This window comes from Streptomyces oceani (assembly GCF_001751245.1).
Classification (GTDB): domain Bacteria; phylum Actinomycetota; class Actinomycetes; order Streptomycetales; family Streptomycetaceae; genus Streptomyces; species Streptomyces oceani.
This window is the reverse complement of record NZ_LJGU01000089.1, coordinates 1-19,316: the sequence shown is the minus strand read 5'-3', so window position 1 is coordinate 19,316 and position 19,316 is coordinate 1. Positions and strand designations below refer to the sequence as shown.

The 19,316-nt window shown below is 70.5% G+C and carries 16 protein-coding genes and 2 pseudogenes; 8 read left to right on the top strand and 10 right to left on the bottom strand.

All coding sequences use genetic code 11. The features are described from left to right. Positions 1–101 precede the first annotated feature (101 nt). Positions 102–722, top strand: coding sequence for a DUF47 domain-containing protein (locus tag AN216_RS00635; protein ID WP_070194575.1), 621 nt, complete (start codon positions 102–104; stop codon positions 720–722). A gap of 6 nt (positions 723–728) precedes the next feature. Further along, positions 729–1,721: an inorganic phosphate transporter gene (locus AN216_RS00630; RefSeq protein WP_070194574.1), complete on the top strand. Its 993-nt coding sequence runs from the start codon at positions 729–731 to the stop codon at positions 1,719–1,721. 345 nt (positions 1,722–2,066) lie between these two features. Here AN216_RS00630 and pstB read toward each other — a convergent pair whose 3' ends face one another. The 4 genes from pstB to pstS all read right to left on the bottom strand — a co-directional run bounded on the left by pstB (position 2,067) and on the right by pstS (position 6,287). Continuing rightward, positions 2,067–2,843: a phosphate ABC transporter ATP-binding protein PstB gene (pstB, locus tag AN216_RS00625; RefSeq protein ID WP_070194573.1), complete on the bottom strand. Its 777-nt coding sequence runs from the start codon at positions 2,841–2,843 to the stop codon at positions 2,067–2,069. Positions 2,844–2,901: 58 nt separating this feature from the next. Further along, positions 2,902–3,981, bottom strand: coding sequence for a phosphate ABC transporter permease PstA (gene pstA, locus AN216_RS00620; RefSeq protein ID WP_070194572.1), 1,080 nt, complete (start codon positions 3,979–3,981; stop codon positions 2,902–2,904). Further along, positions 3,978–4,973 carry a phosphate ABC transporter permease subunit PstC gene (gene pstC / locus AN216_RS00615; protein ID WP_070194571.1) on the bottom strand — a complete coding sequence of 332 codons (996 nt, stop codon included), beginning with the start codon at positions 4,971–4,973 and terminating at the stop codon, positions 3,978–3,980. The genes pstA and pstC overlap by 4 nt, the downstream gene beginning before the upstream one ends. 192 nt (positions 4,974–5,165) lie before the next feature. Continuing rightward, entirely contained in the window at positions 5,166–6,287 is a 1,122-nt protein-coding gene (pstS, locus tag AN216_RS00610; protein WP_070194570.1) for a phosphate ABC transporter substrate-binding protein PstS, read from the bottom strand. 885 nt (positions 6,288–7,172) lie between these two features. Here pstS and AN216_RS00605 point away from each other — a divergent pair. After that, positions 7,173–8,258 carry a C40 family peptidase gene (locus AN216_RS00605; protein WP_070194616.1) on the top strand — a complete coding sequence of 362 codons (1,086 nt, stop codon included), beginning with the start codon at positions 7,173–7,175 and terminating at the stop codon, positions 8,256–8,258. A 369-nt stretch (positions 8,259–8,627) separates the two neighbouring features. Next, positions 8,628–10,001, top strand: a complete 1,374-nt coding sequence (locus AN216_RS00600) for a PP2C family protein-serine/threonine phosphatase (protein ID WP_079166098.1) — start codon at positions 8,628–8,630, stop codon at positions 9,999–10,001. A gap of 162 nt (positions 10,002–10,163) precedes the next feature. Here AN216_RS00600 and AN216_RS00595 read toward each other — a convergent pair whose 3' ends face one another. From AN216_RS00595 to AN216_RS00585, 3 genes are all read right to left on the bottom strand, one after another. Beyond that, positions 10,164–10,505, bottom strand: a complete 342-nt coding sequence (locus AN216_RS00595; protein WP_070194614.1) for a DUF2516 family protein — start codon at positions 10,503–10,505, stop codon at positions 10,164–10,166. Positions 10,506–10,634: 129 nt separating this feature from the next. After that, positions 10,635–11,396, bottom strand: a complete 762-nt coding sequence (locus AN216_RS00590; protein ID WP_070194569.1) for a hypothetical protein — start codon at positions 11,394–11,396, stop codon at positions 10,635–10,637. A 114-nt stretch (positions 11,397–11,510) separates the two neighbouring features. After that, the gene (locus AN216_RS00585; RefSeq protein WP_070194568.1) at positions 11,511–11,957 is read right to left on the bottom strand and encodes a helix-turn-helix domain-containing protein; all 447 of its coding nucleotides are present in this window, start codon (positions 11,955–11,957) and stop codon (positions 11,511–11,513) included. Between the two features lie 356 nt (positions 11,958–12,313). Here AN216_RS00585 and AN216_RS00580 point away from each other — a divergent pair, with 356 nt between their 5' ends. Next, positions 12,314–13,210 carry a LysR family transcriptional regulator gene (locus AN216_RS00580; RefSeq protein WP_070194567.1) on the top strand — a complete coding sequence of 299 codons (897 nt, stop codon included), beginning with the start codon at positions 12,314–12,316 and terminating at the stop codon, positions 13,208–13,210. Positions 13,211–13,280: 70 nt separating this feature from the next. Here AN216_RS00580 and AN216_RS00575 read toward each other — a convergent pair whose 3' ends face one another. Next, a complete protein-coding gene (locus AN216_RS00575; RefSeq protein ID WP_070194566.1) occupies positions 13,281–14,051 on the bottom strand; it encodes an SDR family oxidoreductase in 771 nt (256 codons plus the stop codon). A 1,070-nt stretch (positions 14,052–15,121) separates the two neighbouring features. On the opposite strand from AN216_RS00575, the pseudogene AN216_RS00565 reads away from it, so the two are divergent. Beyond that, positions 15,122–15,844 (top strand): annotated as a pseudogene (locus AN216_RS00565) (phosphatase); the annotation flags it as partial. 416 nt (positions 15,845–16,260) lie between these two features. Beyond that, positions 16,261–17,115, top strand: coding sequence for an alpha/beta fold hydrolase (locus tag AN216_RS00560; protein ID WP_070194563.1), 855 nt, complete (start codon positions 16,261–16,263; stop codon positions 17,113–17,115). A 23-nt stretch (positions 17,116–17,138) separates the two neighbouring features. Here AN216_RS00560 and AN216_RS00555 read toward each other — a convergent pair whose 3' ends face one another. Together AN216_RS00555 and proS are read right to left on the bottom strand one after the other, a co-directional pair. After that, a complete protein-coding gene (locus AN216_RS00555) occupies positions 17,139–17,366 on the bottom strand; it encodes a DUF6480 family protein (RefSeq protein ID WP_070194562.1) in 228 nt (75 codons plus the stop codon). Positions 17,367–17,527: 161 nt separating this feature from the next. Further along, complete coding sequence (proS, locus tag AN216_RS00550) at positions 17,528–18,940, bottom strand: proline--tRNA ligase (protein ID WP_070194561.1); 1,413 nt, start codon at positions 18,938–18,940, stop codon at positions 17,528–17,530. Positions 18,941–19,132: 192 nt separating this feature from the next. Here proS and AN216_RS00545 point away from each other — a divergent pair. Further along, positions 19,133–19,316 (top strand): annotated as a pseudogene (locus AN216_RS00545) (hypothetical protein); the annotation flags it as partial.

The window sequence follows — 19,316 nt, the reverse complement described above, 5'->3', positions numbered from 1 at the left end:
AGGGTCTGTTCGGTGGGCCGAGTCAGCAGCCACCGAGGCACCGACCCGACGGGACGGTGACCGCAACGAGACCGAAAACCGATGCACATCGAGGACCTCCAGTGCGCTTTCGTCTGACCCCACGGGAGACGAGTTTCTACGACATGTTCGCGGCGTCCGCGGACAACATCGTGACGGGCTCCAAGCTCCTCATGGAACTGCTCGGAGCGGAACCGTCCGCGCGTACCGAGATCTCCGAGCGGATGCGGGCCGCCGAACACGCCGGGGACGACGCGACGCACGCGATCTTCCATCAGCTGAACTCCTCCTTCATCACGCCCTTCGACCGCGAGGACATCTACAAACTGGCCTCGTCACTCGATGACATCATGGATTTCATGGAGGAAGCCGTCGATCTGGTGGTCCTCTACCAGATCGAGGAACTTCCCAAAGGCGTCGAACAGCAGATCGAGGTGCTGGCGCGTGCCGCCGAGCTGACCGCCGAGGCGATGCCTCACCTGCGCACGATGGAGAATCTCACGGAGTACTGGATCGAGGTCAACCGCCTGGAGAACCAGGCCGACCAGATCCACCGGCGGCTGCTCGCGCACCTGTTCAACGGCAGGTACGACGCCATAGAAGTCATGAAGCTCAAGCAGGTCGTCGACTCCCTGGAAGAGGCCGCGGACGCCTTCGAGCACGTGGCGAACACCGTCGAGACCATCGCGGTCAAGGAGTCCTGACCACCCGTGGACACGTTCGCGCTGATCGTGACCATCGGGGTCGCGTTCTTCTTCACGTACACCAACGGCTTCCACGACTCGGCGAACGCGATCGCCACCTCCGTCTCCACCCGCGCCCTGACGCCGCGCGTCGCGCTGCTGATGGCCGCCGTGATGAACCTCGCCGGCGCCTTCCTCGGCAGCGGGGTCGCGGAGACGGTGAGCGAGGGGCTGATCGAGACCCCGCACGGCTCCGGCGGGATGGCGATCCTCTTCGCCGCGTTGGTGGGGGCGATCGTCTGGAACCTGATCACCTGGTACTTCGGGCTGCCGTCCTCGTCCAGTCACGCGCTGTTCGGCGGCATGGTGGGGGCCGCGCTCGCCGGCGGGATCGCGGTCTACTGGACCGGGGTGCTCGAGAAGATCGTGCTGCCGATGTTCCTCTCCCCGATAGTGGGGATGCTGCTCGGCTACCTGGTGATGCTCGGCATCATGTGGATGTTCCGCAGGGCCAACCCGCACAAGGCCAAGCGTGGCTTCCGCATCGCCCAGACGGTGTCCGCCGCCGCCATGGCGCTCGGACACGGCCTACAGGACGCCCAGAAGACCATGGGCGTCGTCGTGATGGCGCTGACCATCGCGGATGTGCAGGAGCACGACAACATCCCCGTCTGGGTCAAGATCAGCTGTGCGGTGATGCTGTCCCTGGGGACGTACGCGGGTGGCTGGCGCATCATGCGCACGCTCGGCCGCCGCATCATCGAGCTGGACCCGCCGCAGGGCTTCGCCGCCGAGACGACCGCCGCCTCCGTGATGTACGCGGCCTCCTACCTCTTCCACGCCCCCATCTCGACCACCCATGTGATCACCTCGGCGATCATGGGCGTGGGCGCGACCAAGCGGCTCTCGGCCGTGCGGTGGGGCGTGGCGAAGAACATCGTGGCCGGCTGGTTCATCACCATGCCGGCCGCCGCGGCCGTGGCGGCGGTGTGTTACGGCGCGGTCACGCTGGTGAGCTGAGCGGCGGAGGGCGTACGCGCGCCGGTTCCCGGGCCGTGGCTGTAGACGGGTGCCCGTACGCGCGCCCGCGCCCTCTCGCCCGTACGCGCGCCCCGCCCGCGCTCGTACGGTCCCCGGAAACGCTTCGGGGCCCGCTCCCGGGGGAGGCCGGGAGCGGGCCCGCCGTCCCGCGGTGGCACCGCCATGCAGCACCGCGGGCGTCTGTGCGCCGTGGCCGTACGGCTTCCCGGCTCCCGGCATCCCGTCCGGGCCTCCGGCTCCGGGCGCGGGACCGCGGGCCGACGCGCACGGCGGCACGGCACGCTGAGCCGAAGCGACCGGCCGCGGTCGGCCACTCGGCTCAGCTCAGCCGAAGCGTCCGGAGATGTAGTCCTCGGTGGCCTGCACCGAGGGGTTGGAGAAGATCCGCTCGGTCTCGTCGACCTCGACGAGCTTGCCTGGTTGGCCGACCGCGGCCAGGTTGAAGAACGCGGTGCGGTCGGACACCCGGGCGGCCTGCTGCATGTTGTGCGTGACGATGACGATGGTGTAGTCCGACTTCAGCTGGCCGACCAGGTCCTCGATCGCCAGCGTGGAGATCGGGTCCAGCGCCGAGCAGGGCTCGTCCATGAGCAGCACCTGCGGCTCGACGGCGATGGCCCGCGCGATGCACAGGCGCTGCTGCTGACCGCCGGAGAGGCCGGAACCGGGCTTGTTCATCCGGTCCTTGACCTCGTTCCAGAGGTTCGCGCCGCGCAGCGACTTCTCGACGACGTCGTCCAGCTCGGCCTTCTTGTACGTGCCGTTCAGCTTGAGGCCGGCGGCGACGTTCTCGTAGACGGACATCGTCGGGAAGGGGTTGGGGCGCTGGAACACCATGCCGATGGTGCGGCGTACGGAGACCGGGTCCACGTCGGAGCCGTACAGGTCCTCGTTGTCCAGCATCACCTTGCCCTCGACCCGGCCGCCCGGGGTGACCTCGTGCATCCGGTTGAGGGTGCGCAGGAAGGTGGACTTGCCGCAGCCGGACGGGCCGATGAAGGCGGTCACGGAGCGGGGTTCGACGCTCATCGAGATGTCGTCGATGGCGCGGTGCGAACCGTAGTAGGCGGAGAGGCCGCTGATGTCGATGCGTTTTGCCATGGTCGGTGCACTCCTTCGAGGGTCTGGGGACGGCCCCAGCGGGTCGGGGACGGGGCCGTCAGCGGCCGGACTTGGGTGCCTTCCAGGCGGCGATACCGCGTGCCAGCAGGTTGAGCACCATGATGAAGGCGATCAGCAGCAGCGCGGCGGCCCAGGCGCGGTCGTACGACGCCTCGTTGCCGAGCTTCCACTGCTCGTAGACGTAGTAGGGCAGGGAGGACTGGGCGCCGTTGAAGGGGTTGTTGTTGATCGAGGCGGCGCCGAACACCAGCAGCATGATGGGCGCGGTCTCGCCGGCGATCCGGGCGACGGCGAGCATGACGCCGGTGGTGATGCCGCCGATGGAGGTGGGCAGCACGACCTTGAGGATGGTCCGCCACTTGGGGATGCCGAGCGCGAGGGACGCCTCCCGCAGCTCGTTCGGCACGAGCTTCAGCATCTCCTCGGTGGAGCGTACGACGATCGGCATCATCAGGATCGCGAGCGACATCGCGCCCGCGAAGCCGGAGTAGCCCATGTCGAGGTAGATGATCCAGAACGCCAGCACGAACAGCCCGGCGACGATGGACGGGATGCCGGTCATCACGTCGACGAAGAAGGTGATGGCCTTGGCCAGCCGGCCGGTGCCGTACTCCACCAGGTAGATCGCGGTGAGCAGGCCGATCGGCGCGGCGATGGCGGTGGCGAGACCGATCTGCTGCAGGGTGCCGATCAGCGCGTGGTACGCGCCGCCGCCCGGCTGGATGGTGATCACGCCGTTCATCGAGTGGGTGAGGAAGCTGCCGTCCAGCACCGTCACCCCGCGGTTGACGGTCTCCCACAGCAGGGACAGCAGCGGTACCACGGCCAGCAGGAAGCACACCCATACGAGGCTGGTGGCCAGCCGGTCCTTGGCCTGTCGGGTGCCCTCCACGGCCTTGGTCAGCACGAAGTTGAGGGCGACGAAGAGCAGCGCGGCGATCAGACCCCACTGGATGCGGCTCTCCAGGCCGGCCAGCAGGCCGACACCGGTGCCGAGCGCGGCGGACAGCGCGGCCAGTCCGAGCGGTGTCCAGCGCGGCAGCCGGGGCTGCCGCAGCGGCGCGCCCGCCGACGGGGTGTCCACGGTGGGTGCCTTGTCCAGGGTGAGGTTGCTCATGCGTTGGCCCCCGAGTAGTCCTTGCGGCGGGCGATGATCAGTCGGGCGAGCCCGTTCACCAGCAGGGTGATGACGAAGAGGACGAGGCCGGAGGCGATCAGCGCCTCCCGTCCGACGCCGGCCGGGGAGACCTCCTTGAAGGAGGCCGCGATGTTCTGCGCGAAGGTGCCGCCGCCCGGGTCGAGCAGGCTGGGGTCGATGAGGAAGCTGGGCGACAGCACGGTGGCGACCGCCATCGTCTCGCCCAGCGCGCGGCCCAGACCGAGCATGGACGCGCTGATGACGCCGGAGCGGCCGAAGGGCAGCACCGACATCCGGATGACCTCCCAGCGGGTGGCGCCCAGCGCCAGGGCCGCCTCCTCGTGCATCTTCGGCGCCTGCCGGAAGACCTCCCGGGAGACGTTGCTGACCACCGGCAGGATCATGATCGCCAGCAGGATGCCGGCGGTGAACAGCGAGCGGGCGGCGCCGCCCTCGTAGGCGAAGACGCCCGTCCAGCCGAGGTAGTCGTCCATCCACAGGTACAGCCCGGTGAGGTGCGGCACGAGGAACAGCGCGCCCCACAGCCCGTACACGATGGACGGGACGGCGGCGAGCAGGTCCACGACGTACGCCAGCGGTGCGGCCAGCTTGCGGGGGGCGTAGTGCGAGATGTAGAGCGCGATGCCGATCGAGACCGGCACGGCGAGGACCATCGCGATGATCGAGCTGACGATGGTGCCGAACGCCAGCACCGCGATCCCGAAGACCGGCGGATCGGCGTTGACGTTCCACTCGAAGGTGGTCAGGAAGTTGCCCTGGTTCTCGGCCAGGGCGATGCTCGCCTGCCAGGTGAGGAAGACCGCGATGGCGGCCATGATGACCAGCAGGGTGATTCCGGAGCCGCGGGCGAGCCCGGAGAAGATCCGGTCGCCGGGGCGGGTCCGCGCTTTGCCGCCGTCGGTGTCCGCGTCGGGTGGCGGAGCCGTGGCGGGCGGGGAGTCAAGGGTCATGGTCTCTCCGGTCTGGTGGGGAGGTCCGCCGGCGGCGGCGGGCTCCCGGGCGGCGGTGCACCGGAAGGTGTGGCGTGGGCCCCGCGGGCGCCCGCGTGGGTGGCGGGCGACCGCGGGACCGTACGGCTGGGTCGGGGGGTCCGGCGGGGAGCCGAGCCCGGTTGGTACGGAGTCACCGCGGGTGCGGTGACGTCAGGCGAGGCCGTCGATGGTCTTGCGGACCTTGCTGATGATCTCGTCGGGCATCGGCGCGTAGTCGATCTCGGCGAGGGCCTTCTGGCCGTCCTCGCTGGCGGCGTACTTCAGGAAGGACTTGGTGGCCGGCAGGGTCTCCTTGGCGTTGCCGGTGTCGCAGACGACCTCGTAGGTCACCAGGACCATCGGGTAGGCGCCCTCGGCCTTGGTCTGGTAGTTCAGCTCCAGGGTGAGGTCCTTGCCCTTGCCGACGATCTCGGCTTCGGCGATGGCCTTGGACGCGTTCGCCGTGGTGGCCTCCACGGGCTCGCCCGCGCCGGTGTCCAGCGCCACGGCCGGGATGTTGTTGCCGGAGGCGTACGACAGCTCGAAGTAGCCGATGGCGCCCTCGTTCTGCTTCACGTTGGTCGCGACTCCGGAGGAGCCGGACGCGGACTGGCCGCCCTTGGCCGCCCACTTCTTGGCGGGCTCGTACTTCCAGGCGTCGGGGGCCGCGGAGTTGAGGTACTTGGTGAAGTTGTCGGTGGTGCCGGAGTCGTCCGAGCGGTGGAACGCCTGGATCTTGGTGGACGGCAGGTCGGCGTCCGGGTTCAGCTTCTTGATCGCCGGGTCGTCCCAGGTCTTGATCTTCGAGTCGAAGATCTTGGCCAGGGTCTCGGCGTCCAGCGCGAGGTCCTCCACGCCGGGCAGGTTGTAGCCGACGGCGATGGGGCCGCCGACCATCGGCAGGTCGATGCCCTGGCCCTTCTTGCACACCTTCTTGGACTGCTTGACCTCGCCGGGCTCCAGTGCCGAGTCGGTGCCGGCGAAGGCCGTCTTGCCCTGCAGGAACTCCTGTACGCCGGCGCCCGAGCCGGTCGGCTTGTAGTTGATCTGCGTCTGCTCGCAGGCGGCCTGGTAGTTCCGGACCCAGACGTCCATGGCGTTCTTCTGGGCGCTGGACCCGGAGGCGAGGAGGTTCCCCTGGCCGTCGCACTTGATGTTGTTCACCGCCTTCTCCGCCGCACCGCCGTTGCCGGTGTTGTCGTCCGAACCACAAGCGGTGAGCACGAGGGCGCCTGAGACCGCGAGAGCGCCGGCGGCGAGGGCGCGAAGCCGATTCGTGCGCTGAAGCTTCACTGTCGTTCCTTCCTGGGCCCGCCGGAGGGGACGGCGCGCGGTGAGATCTGACTGGTCGGATGGTGCGTTGCGGTCGGTGATGCGGTGTTGCTGGTCGGTCGGTGCTGCTGTCTGCGGTGCGTCCGGCTCCTCGTGACCGCTGGCGCGCGGTTCCACCGTTCACTTCGGTCGCGAGGATGGCGCGGTGTGTGCGCTGCAAGGCTGAAATTAGGCAGGACAGGTGAAGTGGCCCATGGCCGAGGGTGAACGCGAGGTGAACCTCGTCGGTCAGTGCGGTAGCCCCGTGACCTGCCCGAGACCCGGGGCGGGCGCCGGCGGGCGGGTCCGCCCGTGCGGATTCCGTCGGGGGAGGTGTGACGCGGGCTCGCGGGCCCGGTCCTGTGGGGAGATCGGGGTGGGAGGGGCGGTTGTGCCGAGCGGGACGTCGGCCAGGCCCGGCCAGCAGGGGAGTCGTCGGAAGTCTCAGCTGCGAAGGCTGTCGCCGGTAACTCCCGGACGCACCGGCGCCGGCGGCGCGGCTCCCATGACATTCCGTCCCACCTTCCTCACCGAACCGTACTGCCAGGAAGATCAACGACGGGAACACGCCCGAATCACGCATGATCCAACGGAGTTCGTACGGGATGGTGCCGCTGCGGGTGGGGCTCGGCCCGCTCGGTTGGCGGGCGATACGGCGGGGACGCGCCGTACTCTGTCGGTTTCCGGGCGTGCGTGGCACGATCCGCCACAGTTGACGAGCGTTGACCCGGAGACGAGGGGGTGCGGCCGGTGGCCCGGCAGCCGAGGGAGCTGGCACGGAGCACCGTGTCCGCCGTGCCGAGCGGTGAGGGAGCGTACGCCGGGTGCTCGTACGCCGGCGGCCCGTCAGTCGGGGCGCGGCTGCCGCTGACCTTCGCCTGCGCGCTGGTGCTGCTGACCGGACCGGCGCTGGCCGGCAGCGCGTACGCCGCGCCGCCCGGGCCGGACACGTCCCCGAGCGCGAGCCCCGGTGCGGGCGGCACAGACGGCGTGGGCGGCGGTACGGACGCCGGTGGGGGCCAGAGCCTGGAGCAGATCCGGAAGCGGATCGAGCGGCTGCACGCCAGGGCCGCGGCGGCGACCGACAAGTACAACGCCGCCGAGGCGAAGGCCAGCAAGCAGAAAAAGAGCGTCGGGGCCCTGAACCGGGCGATCGACGCCAACGAGAAGAAGCTGAACAGCCTGCGGAAGCGAGCCGGCGCCCTGGCCCGCGCGCAGTACCGGGGTGGCGGGATGCCGGACGCGGCGCGGGTCGTACTGGCCCAGAGCCCGGCGGAGTACCTGCGCCGGGCCGACCTCGCGCGGAACGGCCAGCAGGCGACCAGGGCGTTCCTCGACAAGCTCCGACGCACCGACCGGAAGCTGAGCGAGCACCGCGCGGACGCCGCCTCGGAGTGGGAGAAGCTCGAAGGTAACCGGAAGCGGAAGGCGCGGGCGAAGCAGAGCATCGAGCGACAACTGAACAAGGCGGAGAAGCTGCGTTCCCGACTGGCGGCGGACGAGCGTCGGCGACTGGCGGCACTGGAGGAGCGCGCGGCCCGGGACCGGCAGGCGGAGTGGACCAGCACCGGGATACTGGACGAGGTCGGGGACAAGGCGTCCAAGGCGGGCGAGCGCGCCCTCGCGTACGCCACCAAGCAACTGGGCAAGGACTACGAGTGGGGTGCCGAGGGCCCGGGCACCTTCGACTGCTCCGGGCTGACGATGCGGGCCTGGCAGACCGCCGGTGAGTCGCTGCCGCGCACCTCACAGCAGCAGTGGAAGCAGCTCACCAGGGTGCCGGCGGAGCGGATGCGGCCGGGCGACCTGATCATCTACCGGCAGAACGCCAGCCATGTCGGGATCTACGTCGGGGACGGCAAGATCGTGCACGCGCCCCGGACCGGACGACAGATCACCGTCGCCGGCGCGGGCTCGATGCCGATACTGGGGGTCGTACGGCCCGACGCCTGAGCGTCTGGGTTTCCGGCGTACGTCGGCGTGGGCGCCGCCGGAGGGTGTGGGGGTGCCGGAGGATGCCGATCGGCCCCGGCGGGCGGTCCTGGAGAGCGTCAGCCTCCGCTGGTCGGTCGACGCCGGGGAGGCCGCTGCCTCGCGTGTCCGAACGCAGCGTCCGTGTCCTCGAGAGCGGGACGGAATGGTTCCGTACGGGCGCCGGGCGCGTGTGTCGTTTGGCATATGCCCTACGCATGTTCGCTGTGGCCATTCCATCCGGACACGGCCGGAGGCTATGGTCCTCGCGGCGCGCCCACGCACGGGGCGCCCGTGCCCTTGAGGGGAGCGAAGCGGAACGAGGAACCGAGGAACCGAGGAAACGCAGTCATGCCGGTACCCAAGCACCGGGACCGTACGGCGGCACGGCCGCTGTCCACCGTCCCGCACCAGGGTGAACCGCAGTGGACAACCTCCGGCTCGGGCGACCCGGGTACCGACCCCCGGGGCGGTACGAGTGGCCCGGACGGCCCGGCGGCGCTCACCCTGCTGGTCGTCGAGGACGACCCGAACGGCGCGGTCAGCGTGTCCGCGCTGCCCGGCATCCCCACCGAACCGATCCGTACCCGGACCGCGCGTAACCTCACCGAGGCGGAACGCCTCCTCACCGACGACGTGCACTGCATCCTTCTCGACCTCGCCCTCCCCGCCGACAGCGCGTCCGCCCCAACCCCCTCCGCGGGGGATGTTGCCGCCGGGGCCGGTTCCACCGACGACCACGGCGACCGCGCCGATGAACTGGGCACCCTGCGCCGGGTGTTGCGGCTCGCGCCCCGGCACGCGGTGCTCGCGCTGACGGACGGCGCGGACCCGGCACTGGCGGCGGAGGCCGTACGCGTCGGCGCCCAGGACTACCTCTTCCGGGACGAACTGGATGGGCGGCTGCTGAGCCGCGCCGTCCGCTACGCGGTGGAGCGCAAACGTTCCGACCTGGCGCGGCGACAGCTCACCGAGTCCCGGCTGCGCGCCCAGGAGAACGCCCGGCTGGAGCGCGGGCTGCTGCCGACTCCGCTGCTGGAGGGCAGTGAGCTGCGTTTCGCCGCCCGCTACCGCCCGGGCCGGTCCCGCGCGCTGCTCGGCGGCGACTTCTACGACACCGTACGCACCGCCGACGGCACCGTGCACGTGATGATCGGCGACGTCAGCGGGCACGGCCCGGACGAGGCGGCGCTGGGTGTGGAGTTGCGCATCGCCTGGCGGGCGCTGACCTTCGCGGGGCTGTGCGGAGACGGGCTGTTGGAGACCCTGCAGCGGGTGCTGGAGCACGAGCGGCCCTCCGAGGAGGTGTTCGCCACGCTGTGCACGATGGACATCGCGCCGGACGGCCGGAGCGCCGAGGTGTATCTCGCGGGGCATCCGGCACCGCTGCTCGCCGGGGGCGAGGGCGCCGTGCCCCGGCCGTTGGCGTACGAGGAGAACGGTCCGGCGCTCGGACTGCTGCCCGGGACGGGCTGGCCACGAAACCGGGTGGAGCTGGGGGCGGCGTGGTCGCTGCTGTTGTACACCGACGGGTTGATCGAGGGGCGGATCGGCGCGGGCCGACAGCGGCTCGGCCAGGACGGCATCGCCGAGGTCGTCACCGGGCACCTGCGGCAGGGCCTGCGGGGTGAGGCGCTGTTGGACGCGACGATGGCGGAGGTACGCGGGCTGAACGGCGGCGAGCTGACGGACGACGTGGCGGCGCTGCTGCTGGACCGGGGCTGAGGCTCGGCCCGAGACCGCCGGCGACGTCGCTGCCGGCTCGGACCGGTCCGGTCTGGTCAGCCGCTCCCGTCACACCAGGCCATACGGCAGCCCCGGGGCGCGCAGCTGAGCCGGCTGGACAGCGCTGGGTGAACGATCCGCCAACCGTGCGGCGGGCGGCTCTCAGCGACCGCCGTTGTACGGTCCGTACGGCCCGTCGCTGCTGCTGCCGCCACGCTGGCGACCGCCACCGCCGCCCATGACCTCCTTGAGCGCGGGGCGGACGTCGACTATGTACACGATGGTCGCGATCAGGCCGATGATCTGCAGGAACAGCATCGGAAGCAGCAGGTTCACCAGCACCGTGACACCCAGGATGATCATCCAGAACTGCTTGTTCTGCTTGTTCGCCGCCGGGTAGGCGTCCTGGCGCCGCATCGCCGCGTCGACCAGGGCGAACACCGCCATGGCCAGAACGACGAGCATGATCAGCCCGATTACTGAGGAGAATCCCTCCAAGAGCATGCCGCTCACACCCTTATCCGCGGTATCCGCTGTCGCCGCTGTCGTGCCTGGGCGCCCCCGGGCTCGTCCCGGTCACGCTACCCGTACAACGGACCGGGCACGCGTTCTGTGCCCGGTCCGTCCGGCCGATCAGCTGCCCGATCCGGCCGAGGGCTTACGGGCGGCTCCGGCGCCGTTCGTGCCGTTCGCACCACCCGCGCCGTTGGAGCCGCTCTTGCGGCTGCCTCCGGCGGCGGTGCTCTTCGCCGTGCTGGCCTTCTTGGCCGCCGTGGTCTTCTTCGCGGCCGTCGACTTGGTGGTCGGCTCCGTCTTGGCCCGCTGCCCGGTGCCGTTCGCCTTCGCGCCGTTGGTCTTGCTGCCGTCCGTCTTCGCGCCGTTCGTCTTGGTGCCGTTCGTCTTGGTGCCGTTCGCCCGGGTGCCGGTGGCCTCCGCTCCGGCCGGCTTCGCCGATCCGCCGCTCGTCGGCTCCTCCGCGACCGGCGGCTCCGCGACCCGTACGGGAGCACGCTTCACCCGCACCTCGGGCTCCTCGTCCGACTCGCCCCGCCAGTCGCGTACCGCGCCCCGGCCGCGTTCCGCCAACTCGTCGTAGGTCTCCCGGGCCTTGATCGCGTACTCCGCGGCGACGCCCACGCCCTGCAGGGCGAGGCTCTGGGCCTGCTCCCGCAGCCGCTTCACGTCCCCGTCGATGCTGCTCAACGTCTCGCTGACCCTGGTCTGGGTCTCCTTGGCCTGGGCTGTGACCTTCGCCTGCAGGTCCTTCGGGTCGGCGGAGCGTACGGCGGCGATCCGCTCCGGGGCCTCCGCGCGCAGCTTGTCGACGACTCCCGCGGCGAAGTAGAGCGGGGTCGGATTGGCGAGGGTGTTGCGGATGTCGTTGGTGAGCGCCATGACAGGCTGGTTCCTTTCTAGGGTGATGTGCGGATTGATCCAGCTTTGTGCGTAGGACAGTGTTCGCGCTCCGGGCTCGTTCGCGCCGCTGCGCGGACGTGTCTGGCGTGTCGGCTACGGGGCCTGCTCGGCGGCCTCGCCGGCCGCTCTCCCCGCGGGCGGTTCCGCGGGCCGCGGCGCCGGCTGCGTGGGTGCCGGCTGCTGGGACACGTGCCCGTTCTCCTTGCGGAAGGACTCGTAGATCTGTAGCAGCGCCTGCTTCTGCGGGTCGGTGAGCGACGGATCGGCGAGCAGCGCGGCGGCCACGGACAGGTCGTCCCGGTCCCGCTCGGGCTCGTCGAGTATCCCGGCCTGGACGTACAGGGTCTCCGCGGAGATCCGCAACGCCCTCGCGAGCTGCTGCAGGATCTCGGCGCTCGGCTTCCGCAGACCGCGCTCGATCTGGCTCAAGTACGGATTGGACACCCCCGCGGCGTCCGCGAGCTGCCGCAGGGACAGCTGCGCGCCGCGCCGCTGCTCCCGCAGGAACTCGCCGAGGTTGCCGACATGGAGGGATGCCATGGCCCCACCGTGCCGGCTGGCGCTAACTTTTGCAAGCGACCGCTTGCAAAAGTGGCGCACTGCTGCTGCATCGGATCGCTGCGACTCCCGAGGCGGAGGACACTTGATCACGCCCAGTTGACGCCGACGTGAAGGACTCTGTTCGCGAGGTCTCGGGGTGGTTGAGCTGAGAGCTTGTTCTCACACTCCGGACCCTGACCGACGACCCGGGTGCTGAGTCAGGCCATCGCTCTCCGAGCCATCGCGTCGTGGCCGCCTGCTACCAAGCGCAGCTCGGCTCTGGCCGTGTCCACGGGAATCCTCGCCAGCGGAACCGAGTTGCTCGCTAGGACAACGAAAGGGAGGGACGGGAGCCGATGAGTCTTCGTCAGTACGAGTACGCTCTGGCCGTTGCCGAGGAGGGCTCGGTGACGGCGGCGGCCGAGCTGCTGCACGTCGCTCAACCGTCGATGTCCCAGCAGATCCGCGGCCTGGAGCGGGAACTTGGCGTACAACTGTTCGCCCGCACGCCGGCCGGGCTGGTGCCCACCGTGGTCGGCCACGCGTTCCTGCGGGAAGCGGAGGTCGCGGTGCGCGCGTCGCGGCGGGCGAGGGCGACGGCGCGGGCCGGTGCCGAGGAGCTGGTGGGCGAGCTGGTGGTCGCGGTGCAGATGGGCTTTGGCACGCGGCAGTTGCCGGGCGCGCTGAGCGCGCTGCGTCGCCGGTTCCCGCGACTGGAGGTCACCGTCTTCGAGGAGCCGAGCTCCGCCGAACTGGAGCAGCTGGGGCGCCGGGGAGCGCTGGACCTCGCCCTGATGGCGGCGTGCGAGCAGAGCCCCGCCGACGCCCACCACCTCGGCGACGAGGAGTTCGTCGTGGTGCTGGGCGCCGGGCACCGGCAGCTCGCTGCGGACCGGGTCGAGCTGCGCGAACTGGAGGGGGAGCCCTGGGTGAGGTTCGACCGGGACAGCGCGCTCGACGGCGTACTGCTGAACGTGCTGCGGGACAATGATCTGACCCCGACCACGGCCGCCCGCGTGACCCAGACGGCGACGGCCGTGCGCTGGGCCGCCCACGGGCTGGGGGTGACGCTCGTCCCGGCCTCCGCGGTGCCCAACGGTCACGAGCACCTCGTTCGCCCGGTGTTGCCGGTCGTATCCCAGCCCGTCATCGCCGTGGTCCGGCACGGCGCGGGCCCGGCGGAGACGGCCTTGCTCGAACTTCTGCGTCAGGAGTCCTGGCCGGACTCCGCCTTCTTCGCACCGGTGTCCTGATGGTCGAGAAGGAGGCGGGTGCCGGTGAATTCCTTTTGTTTCAAAACTGCCGTTCCGGAATGCCGTCGGGTTAACCCCTGGGGAATTCGCCGCCGTCCACGACGAGATAGCTCCCGGTCAGCCAGCTCGCCCGGTCGGACAGGAGGAACATCATCGCGTGGGCGATGTCGTCGGGCTGACCATCGCGCCCCAGCGGGGGAGCGGTGTTGTCCTGCCCCGGTCCCGCGTTCACGCGTGCCCACTGCTCCCGCGTCGCTTCGCCGCCGGGGGTGGCGGTTCTGCCGGGAGACACGGTGTTGACCCGGATTCCGAACGGTGCCAACTCCGAGGCCAGCCCCCGGCTGTAGGCATCCAGCGCCGCCTTGGCCGTCACGTAGTGCAGGAAAGGTGGTGCCACGGTGGGAACCGCGGCCGAGGAGACGTGCACGATCGCCCCCGAACGCCGTTCCCGCATCCCCGGTGCCAGCAGCGAGTCCAGCCGCACCGACGCCAGAAAGTTCAAGTCCAACGCGTCCTGCCACTCCTCGTCGGGGATGGCCAAAGCGCCCTTGTACGGCCCCGCCCCACCTGCGTTGTGGACCAGGAGGTCCACCCCGCCGAGCATATCCTGCGCGGCGGTGGCGAGCGTCTCCGCTCCAGCCCGGGTCCGCACGTCGGCCTGCACGAAGGTGGCCCCTTCCGGCACCGTGCTCGTCGCCGACCTGGCGGTCGTGAGCACCTCGGCGCCCGCGTCCAGGAGTTGGCGCACGACGGCCGCTCCGATACCGCGAGAACCACCCGTTACCAGGGCCCGCCTTCCCGCGAGTTCTTGCGTTCCCGATCCGTTCTCGGTTGTGGTCATGCCACTGGTCCTCTCGATCGCGTAATTGTCCGCTCGACGGAATAGGGGTCGACGTGCGCAGAGCGAGAATCTTCGGATAATTCGCGGTGAGCACCTTGTCGAGCTGTTTCACGGTACGTACGGAAAAGAACGAGAGGCAAAGACGAAATGTCAGCTGACGCTATAGGGGATTCCTATGGCATGCCGCCCTCTCCGTCATCGAGAGCCCGTCCTCGACCCCGTGCCGTGCCTGTGCGAGGTCACTTCGGCTTCGCGTAACTGTTGACTGTCTCTGGCCGTCGGCTGACAGCAGTGCGCCGAGCCGTTGCTGGAGGGACAGCCGCACAGCCTGCGAATCCGTGCCGTCTGCGCTTCGGGCAGGATGCCCGCGTGACAGGTACGTCGGCTCGCGCGGCACTTCCCCCGCACGCGATGACGAGGGCTCACGTTCTCCGCGCGAACGAGTGCTCGCTGCTTCGAGTTGTTGTGACGGGCGGGCCCTGACCGGGTCACGCGATGTCGTCCACCGCCGGAAAGAGTTCGCCTGCCACCGTGGCCGCTGTGACGTCGGTGAACGCCTGGACGTTCCGGTGGAGGTGGGACTGGCCGAAGTAGCCGGATTCCGCCGCGACGTGGGCGGGATCCGGCCTGCGGCCAATCGGTGTGCCGCATGGTGGAAGCGGACCAGCTTCGCCGTACGAAGGCGGCAGCAACCGCGGCACGGTTGGACGAAGTGACCTCCGCACTGGACCCGGCGAACGAGGCCGCCGGCCACGAGGTACCGAGCGCCTCATGGCGGACCGGACGGTGGTGATGGTCGCGCGCGGCTCCGGACCGTTCAACGTGCCAGTCGGGTTGTCCTCTGGGACGGCGGGGCCGGTTCCACCGGCGACCACGGCNGACGGAATGGTTCCGTACGGGCGCCGGGCGCGTGTGTCGTTTGGCATATGCCCTACGCATGTTCGCTGTGGCCATTCCATCCGGACACGGCCGGAGGCTATGGTCCTCGCGGCGCGCCCACGCACGGGGCGCCCGTGCCCTTGAGGGGAGCGAAGCGGAACGAGGAACCGAGGAACCGAGGAAACGCAGTCATGCCGGTACCCAAGCACCGGGACCGTACGGCGGCACGGCCGCTGTCCACCGTCCCGCACCAGGGTGAACCGCAGTGGACAACCTCCGGCTCGGGCGACCCGGGTACCGACCCCCGGGGCGGTACGAGTGGCCCGGACGGCCCGGCGGCGCTCACCCTGCTGGTCGTCGAGGACGACCCGAACGGCGCGGTCAGCGTGTCCGCGCTGCCCGGCATCCCCACCGAACCGATCCGTACCCGGACCGCGCGTAACCTCACCGAGGCGGAACGCCTCCTCACCGACGACGTGCACTGCATCCTTCTCGACCTCGCCCTCCCCGCCGACAGCGCGTCCGCCCCAACCCCCTCCGCGGGGGATGTTGCCGCCGGGGCCGGTTCCACCGACGACCACGGCGACCGCGCCGATGAACTGGGCACCCTGCGCCGGGTGTTGCGGCTCGCGCCCCGGCACGCGGTGCTCGCGCTGACGGACGGCGCGGACCCGGCACTGGCGGCGGAGGCCGTACGCGTCGGCGCCCAGGACTACCTCTTCCGGGACGAACTGGATGGGCGGCTGCTGAGCCGCGCCGTCCGCTACGCGGTGGAGCGCAAACGTTCCGACCTGGCGCGGCGACAGCTCACCGAGTCCCGGCTGCGCGCCCAGGAGAACGCCCGGCTGGAGCGCGGGCTGCTGCCGGGCGCCTGGCGGCATCGCCGAGGTCGTCACCGGGCACCTGCGGCAGGGCCTGCGGGGTGAGGCGCTGTTGGACGCGACGATGGCGGAGGTACGCGGGCTGAACGGCGGCGAGCTGACGGACGACGTGGCGGCGCTGCTGCTGGACCGGGGCTGAGGCTCGGCCCCAGCGCTGCTGCTGCGCCACGCTGGCGACCGCCACCGCGACCGCCACCCATGACCTCCTTGAGGGACAGCTGCGCGCCGCGCCGCTGGTCCCGCGGGAACTCGCCGAGGTTGCTGACATGGAGGGATGCTATGGGCCCCACCGTGCCGGCTGGCGCTAACTTGTGCAAGCGACCGCTTGCAGAAGTGGCGTGGATCGCTCCGGCCCGCGAAGGCCAGTCCCGCCCAAGGGGGTTCCAAGCTCCAAGCCCCTCCGAAAACCCCGACCTTGTCCCGAGGACCGTTCCGTTGGAAGCTGAGGCATGCCGAATACGCCGACGTACGTGCTTGTTCACGGAGCCTTCGCGAACTCCTTCTCCTTCGCGCCGTTGCAGGCCGAACTCGCCCTGCTCGGGCAGCGCTCGGTCGCCGTCGATCTTCCGGGACACGGCTTCGAGGCGACCTTCCCCGAGGCGTACCAGACACCCCAGGACCTCGACGCGCTCGCCGCGGAACCGGGAAGCACCAAGGGAGTCACCCTCGCCGACAACGCCGCCCGCGTGATCGAGGTACTGGAACGTGCCAAGCGGCACGGCCCCACCATCCTCGTCGCCCACAGCAGGGGCGGCATCACGACCACCGCCGTCGCCAACGCCCGGCCGGAGCTGGTCGACCGGATCGTCTACGTCTCCGCCTGGTGCCCCGTCGACTTGGACGTGAACGACTACTACGCCCAGCCGGAGATGGCGGACGTCGACCCCGGCGAGCTCGCTGCCACGCTCGTCGGAAACCCGGCCGAACTCGGCTTGCTCCGGACCAACTTCCGCACCGCTGATCCCATGGCGCTCGCCGCGTTCAAGCGAGCGCTCGCCGCCGACCTCACCGACGACGAGTTCCGGACCTTCCTGAACACCTTCCAGCCCGACGAGAACCTCGACGCCGGCACGTCCGCCGATCGGGCACAGGCCGTCACCTGGGGCCGCGTCCCCAGGACCTACGTGCGCCTGGCCGCCGACGCCAGCGTTCCGCCCGCCGTGCAGGACCGCATGATCCGGGAAGCCGACACGCTCACCCCCGACAACCCCTTCGAGGTCCGGACACTCGACAGCGGTCACCTGCGCTGGCTCGTCCACCCGAAGCCCGCCGCCGAGCTGCTCGCGAGCCTCGCGGTGCCCTGACGCCCCAGGGCTGGTGCCCCAGGTCAGAGCAGCACGGCCCAGGCGAGGAAGTAGATCATGAAGACCGCCACGAGCACCCCGAGCACGATCATCGGTGTCCTGCTCCAGCCTCTCGTGGGATTGTGCGTCTCCCGTGGGCCGGCCCCGGACATGCTGCCCTCCGCCGGCGGGGTGTCTCCCTGCGGCACCTGACCACCGCTGTCCAGGCCGGGCGTACGGTCCGGGTCGGGGTCCGGATTGCTGGCGTCCATACGATCCGGGTGGTCCCCGGGTCGACATCCCAAACCACGCTCCGGCGCGGGGTTCTCCGGGCCGGCCCGAGGTGTCCGGCCATGGCGCCTCGGACGTACGAACGGCGTGCGACGCGCGTACGAGCCACGGGCGTACGGCGATCCCGTCAGCGGGCGCGGGCTCAGTAGGCGCGCGCCACCACGGCGATGTTGCCCGGCTGGTCGACACGCTCCGGCACGGAGCCGTCGGCGGCGACCAGGCACCGCACGGACACGCCCCGCTCGGCGAGGCGCGCCTCGCCCTCCGGCCCCAGCGTGTCCCAGGGCAGGCGCGCCCAGCCGGTGCGTGCCGCCTCGACGGCCTCCGCCACCGTTCGTACCTCGGCGGTACGCTCCGCCCGACGCTCCCGGGACTGCGCGAGCAGCAGCGCCTGATCCTCCGTGAGCACGCGGGGCACGGTCGCGGGCAGGGCCTCGATCGGGACCGGGGCACGGTCGTCCGGTACGCGGCGTACCAGCATGGCGGTGTCGCTCTCCAGGTCCCGGGGCCCGATCTCGATCCGTACGGGCACGCCCTTCAGCTCCCAGTCGACCGCGCGCCTGCCGAACGGGGTGTCGACGCGGTCGTCGACCCGCGCCCGTACGCCCGCCTCCGTCAACCGCCGGCCGATCTCCCGGGCCTTGGCCAGCACCGCGTCGTCCTCCCTGACGGCGACGACCACCGCCTGCGTCGGGGCCAGCCGGGGCGGGACTCGGAGGCCGGCGTCATCCCCGTGGGTCATCACCAGGGCGCCGAGCATGCGGGTGGTGGAGCCCCAGGAGGTCTGCCAGACGTGTTCGCGCCGGCCCTCCCTGGAGAGATACCGGATGCCGAAGGACTTCGCGAAGCCCTGCCCGAGCTCATGGCTCGTGCCCAGCTGGAGGGCCTTGCCGTCTCCCGTCATGCCCTCCAGGGTCAGCGTGTTGACCGCGCCGGCGAAGCGTTCCCGTGGCGTCTTGCAGCCCAGTAGGACGTCGAGGGCGAGGACGCGCTCCATGAAGTCCGCGTACACGTTCCGGTGGATGTGCGCGGCGTAGTCCCGGGCCTCCTCGTATGTGGCGTGCGCGGTGTGGCCCTCCTGCCACAGGAACTCGGTCGTACGGAGGAACACGCGGGGGCGCAGCTCCCAGCGGACCACGTTCGCCCACTGGTTGATCAGCAGCGGTAGCTCGCGGTAGCTCTGCACCCACTTGGCGAAGGAGGCATTGACGATCGTCTCGGAGGTCGGGCGGACGACGACGGGCTCCTCCAGCTCGCTGCCGCCCCCATGCGTGACGACGGCCAGCTCCGGGGCGAAGCCCTCGACGTGTTCGGCCTCCCTCGCCAGATACGACTCCGGGATGAGGAGCGGGAAGTAGGCGTTGGCGGCACCCGCGTCCTTGATCCGGTCGTCCAACTCCCGCTGCATCCGCTCCCACAGGCCGTACCCGTACGGTCGGATGACCATGGTGCCGCGCACCGGCCCGTTGTCGGCCAGCTCGGCCTTGCTGACCAGGTCCTGGTACCAGCGCGGGAAGTCGTCCGCCCGGGGCGTGAGAACGGGTGCCTTTGACATGGCGCGCAGCGTAGGGCCCGGACGGGGCGTACGCGAACGATTACTCAGGAGCGCACGGGACGGGAGGTCACTGGAACAGGAGGGCCGGCGAGCGGCCGGGCTGGCGGGGGCTTCCTGGCCGGTGCTCACTCGGTCGGGTGATCGTGCGGCGGATTCCTGTCCTGCGCAGGTGGTTGTTCGTACTGTCGGACCATGGTCACAGCCCGTCATGAGGCAGCGCATCGGATCTTCCAGGATCGTCCTGAGCTGCTGTCGCCCGTGTTCCGCATCCTGGGTGTTCCGCTGCCGCCAAAGGTCGAGGTCGACGTGCTCTCGGCGGATGCCACGGAGATCCGGCCGTTGGAGCGGCGGGTGGACAGCGTGTTGCGGATCGCCT

Excerpts from the sequence above, each read along its gene's own strand:
- pstB (WP_070194573.1), bottom strand. The coding sequence starts at position 2,843 with ATGGCAAAACGCATCGACATCAGCGGCCTCTCCGCCTACTACGGTTCG.
- pstA (WP_070194572.1), bottom strand. The coding sequence starts at position 3,981 with ATGAGCAACCTCACCCTGGACAAGGCACCCACCGTGGACACCCCGTCG.
- pstC (WP_070194571.1), bottom strand. The coding sequence starts at position 4,973 with ATGACCCTTGACTCCCCGCCCGCCACGGCTCCGCCACCCGACGCGGAC.
- AN216_RS00600 (WP_079166098.1), top strand. The coding sequence starts at position 8,628 with ATGCCGGTACCCAAGCACCGGGACCGTACGGCGGCACGGCCGCTGTCC.
- AN216_RS00595 (WP_070194614.1), bottom strand. The coding sequence starts at position 10,505 with ATGCTCTTGGAGGGATTCTCCTCAGTAATCGGGCTGATCATGCTCGTC.
- AN216_RS00590 (WP_070194569.1), bottom strand. The coding sequence starts at position 11,396 with ATGGCGCTCACCAACGACATCCGCAACACCCTCGCCAATCCGACCCCG.
- AN216_RS00585 (WP_070194568.1), bottom strand. The coding sequence starts at position 11,957 with ATGGCATCCCTCCATGTCGGCAACCTCGGCGAGTTCCTGCGGGAGCAG.
- AN216_RS00580 (WP_070194567.1), top strand. The coding sequence starts at position 12,314 with ATGAGTCTTCGTCAGTACGAGTACGCTCTGGCCGTTGCCGAGGAGGGC.
- AN216_RS00575 (WP_070194566.1), bottom strand. The coding sequence starts at position 14,051 with ATGACCACAACCGAGAACGGATCGGGAACGCAAGAACTCGCGGGAAGG.
- AN216_RS00560 (WP_070194563.1), top strand. The coding sequence starts at position 16,261 with ATGCCGAATACGCCGACGTACGTGCTTGTTCACGGAGCCTTCGCGAAC.
- AN216_RS00555 (WP_070194562.1), bottom strand. The coding sequence starts at position 17,366 with ATGGACGCCAGCAATCCGGACCCCGACCCGGACCGTACGCCCGGCCTG.
- proS (WP_070194561.1), bottom strand. The coding sequence starts at position 18,940 with ATGTCAAAGGCACCCGTTCTCACGCCCCGGGCGGACGACTTCCCGCGC.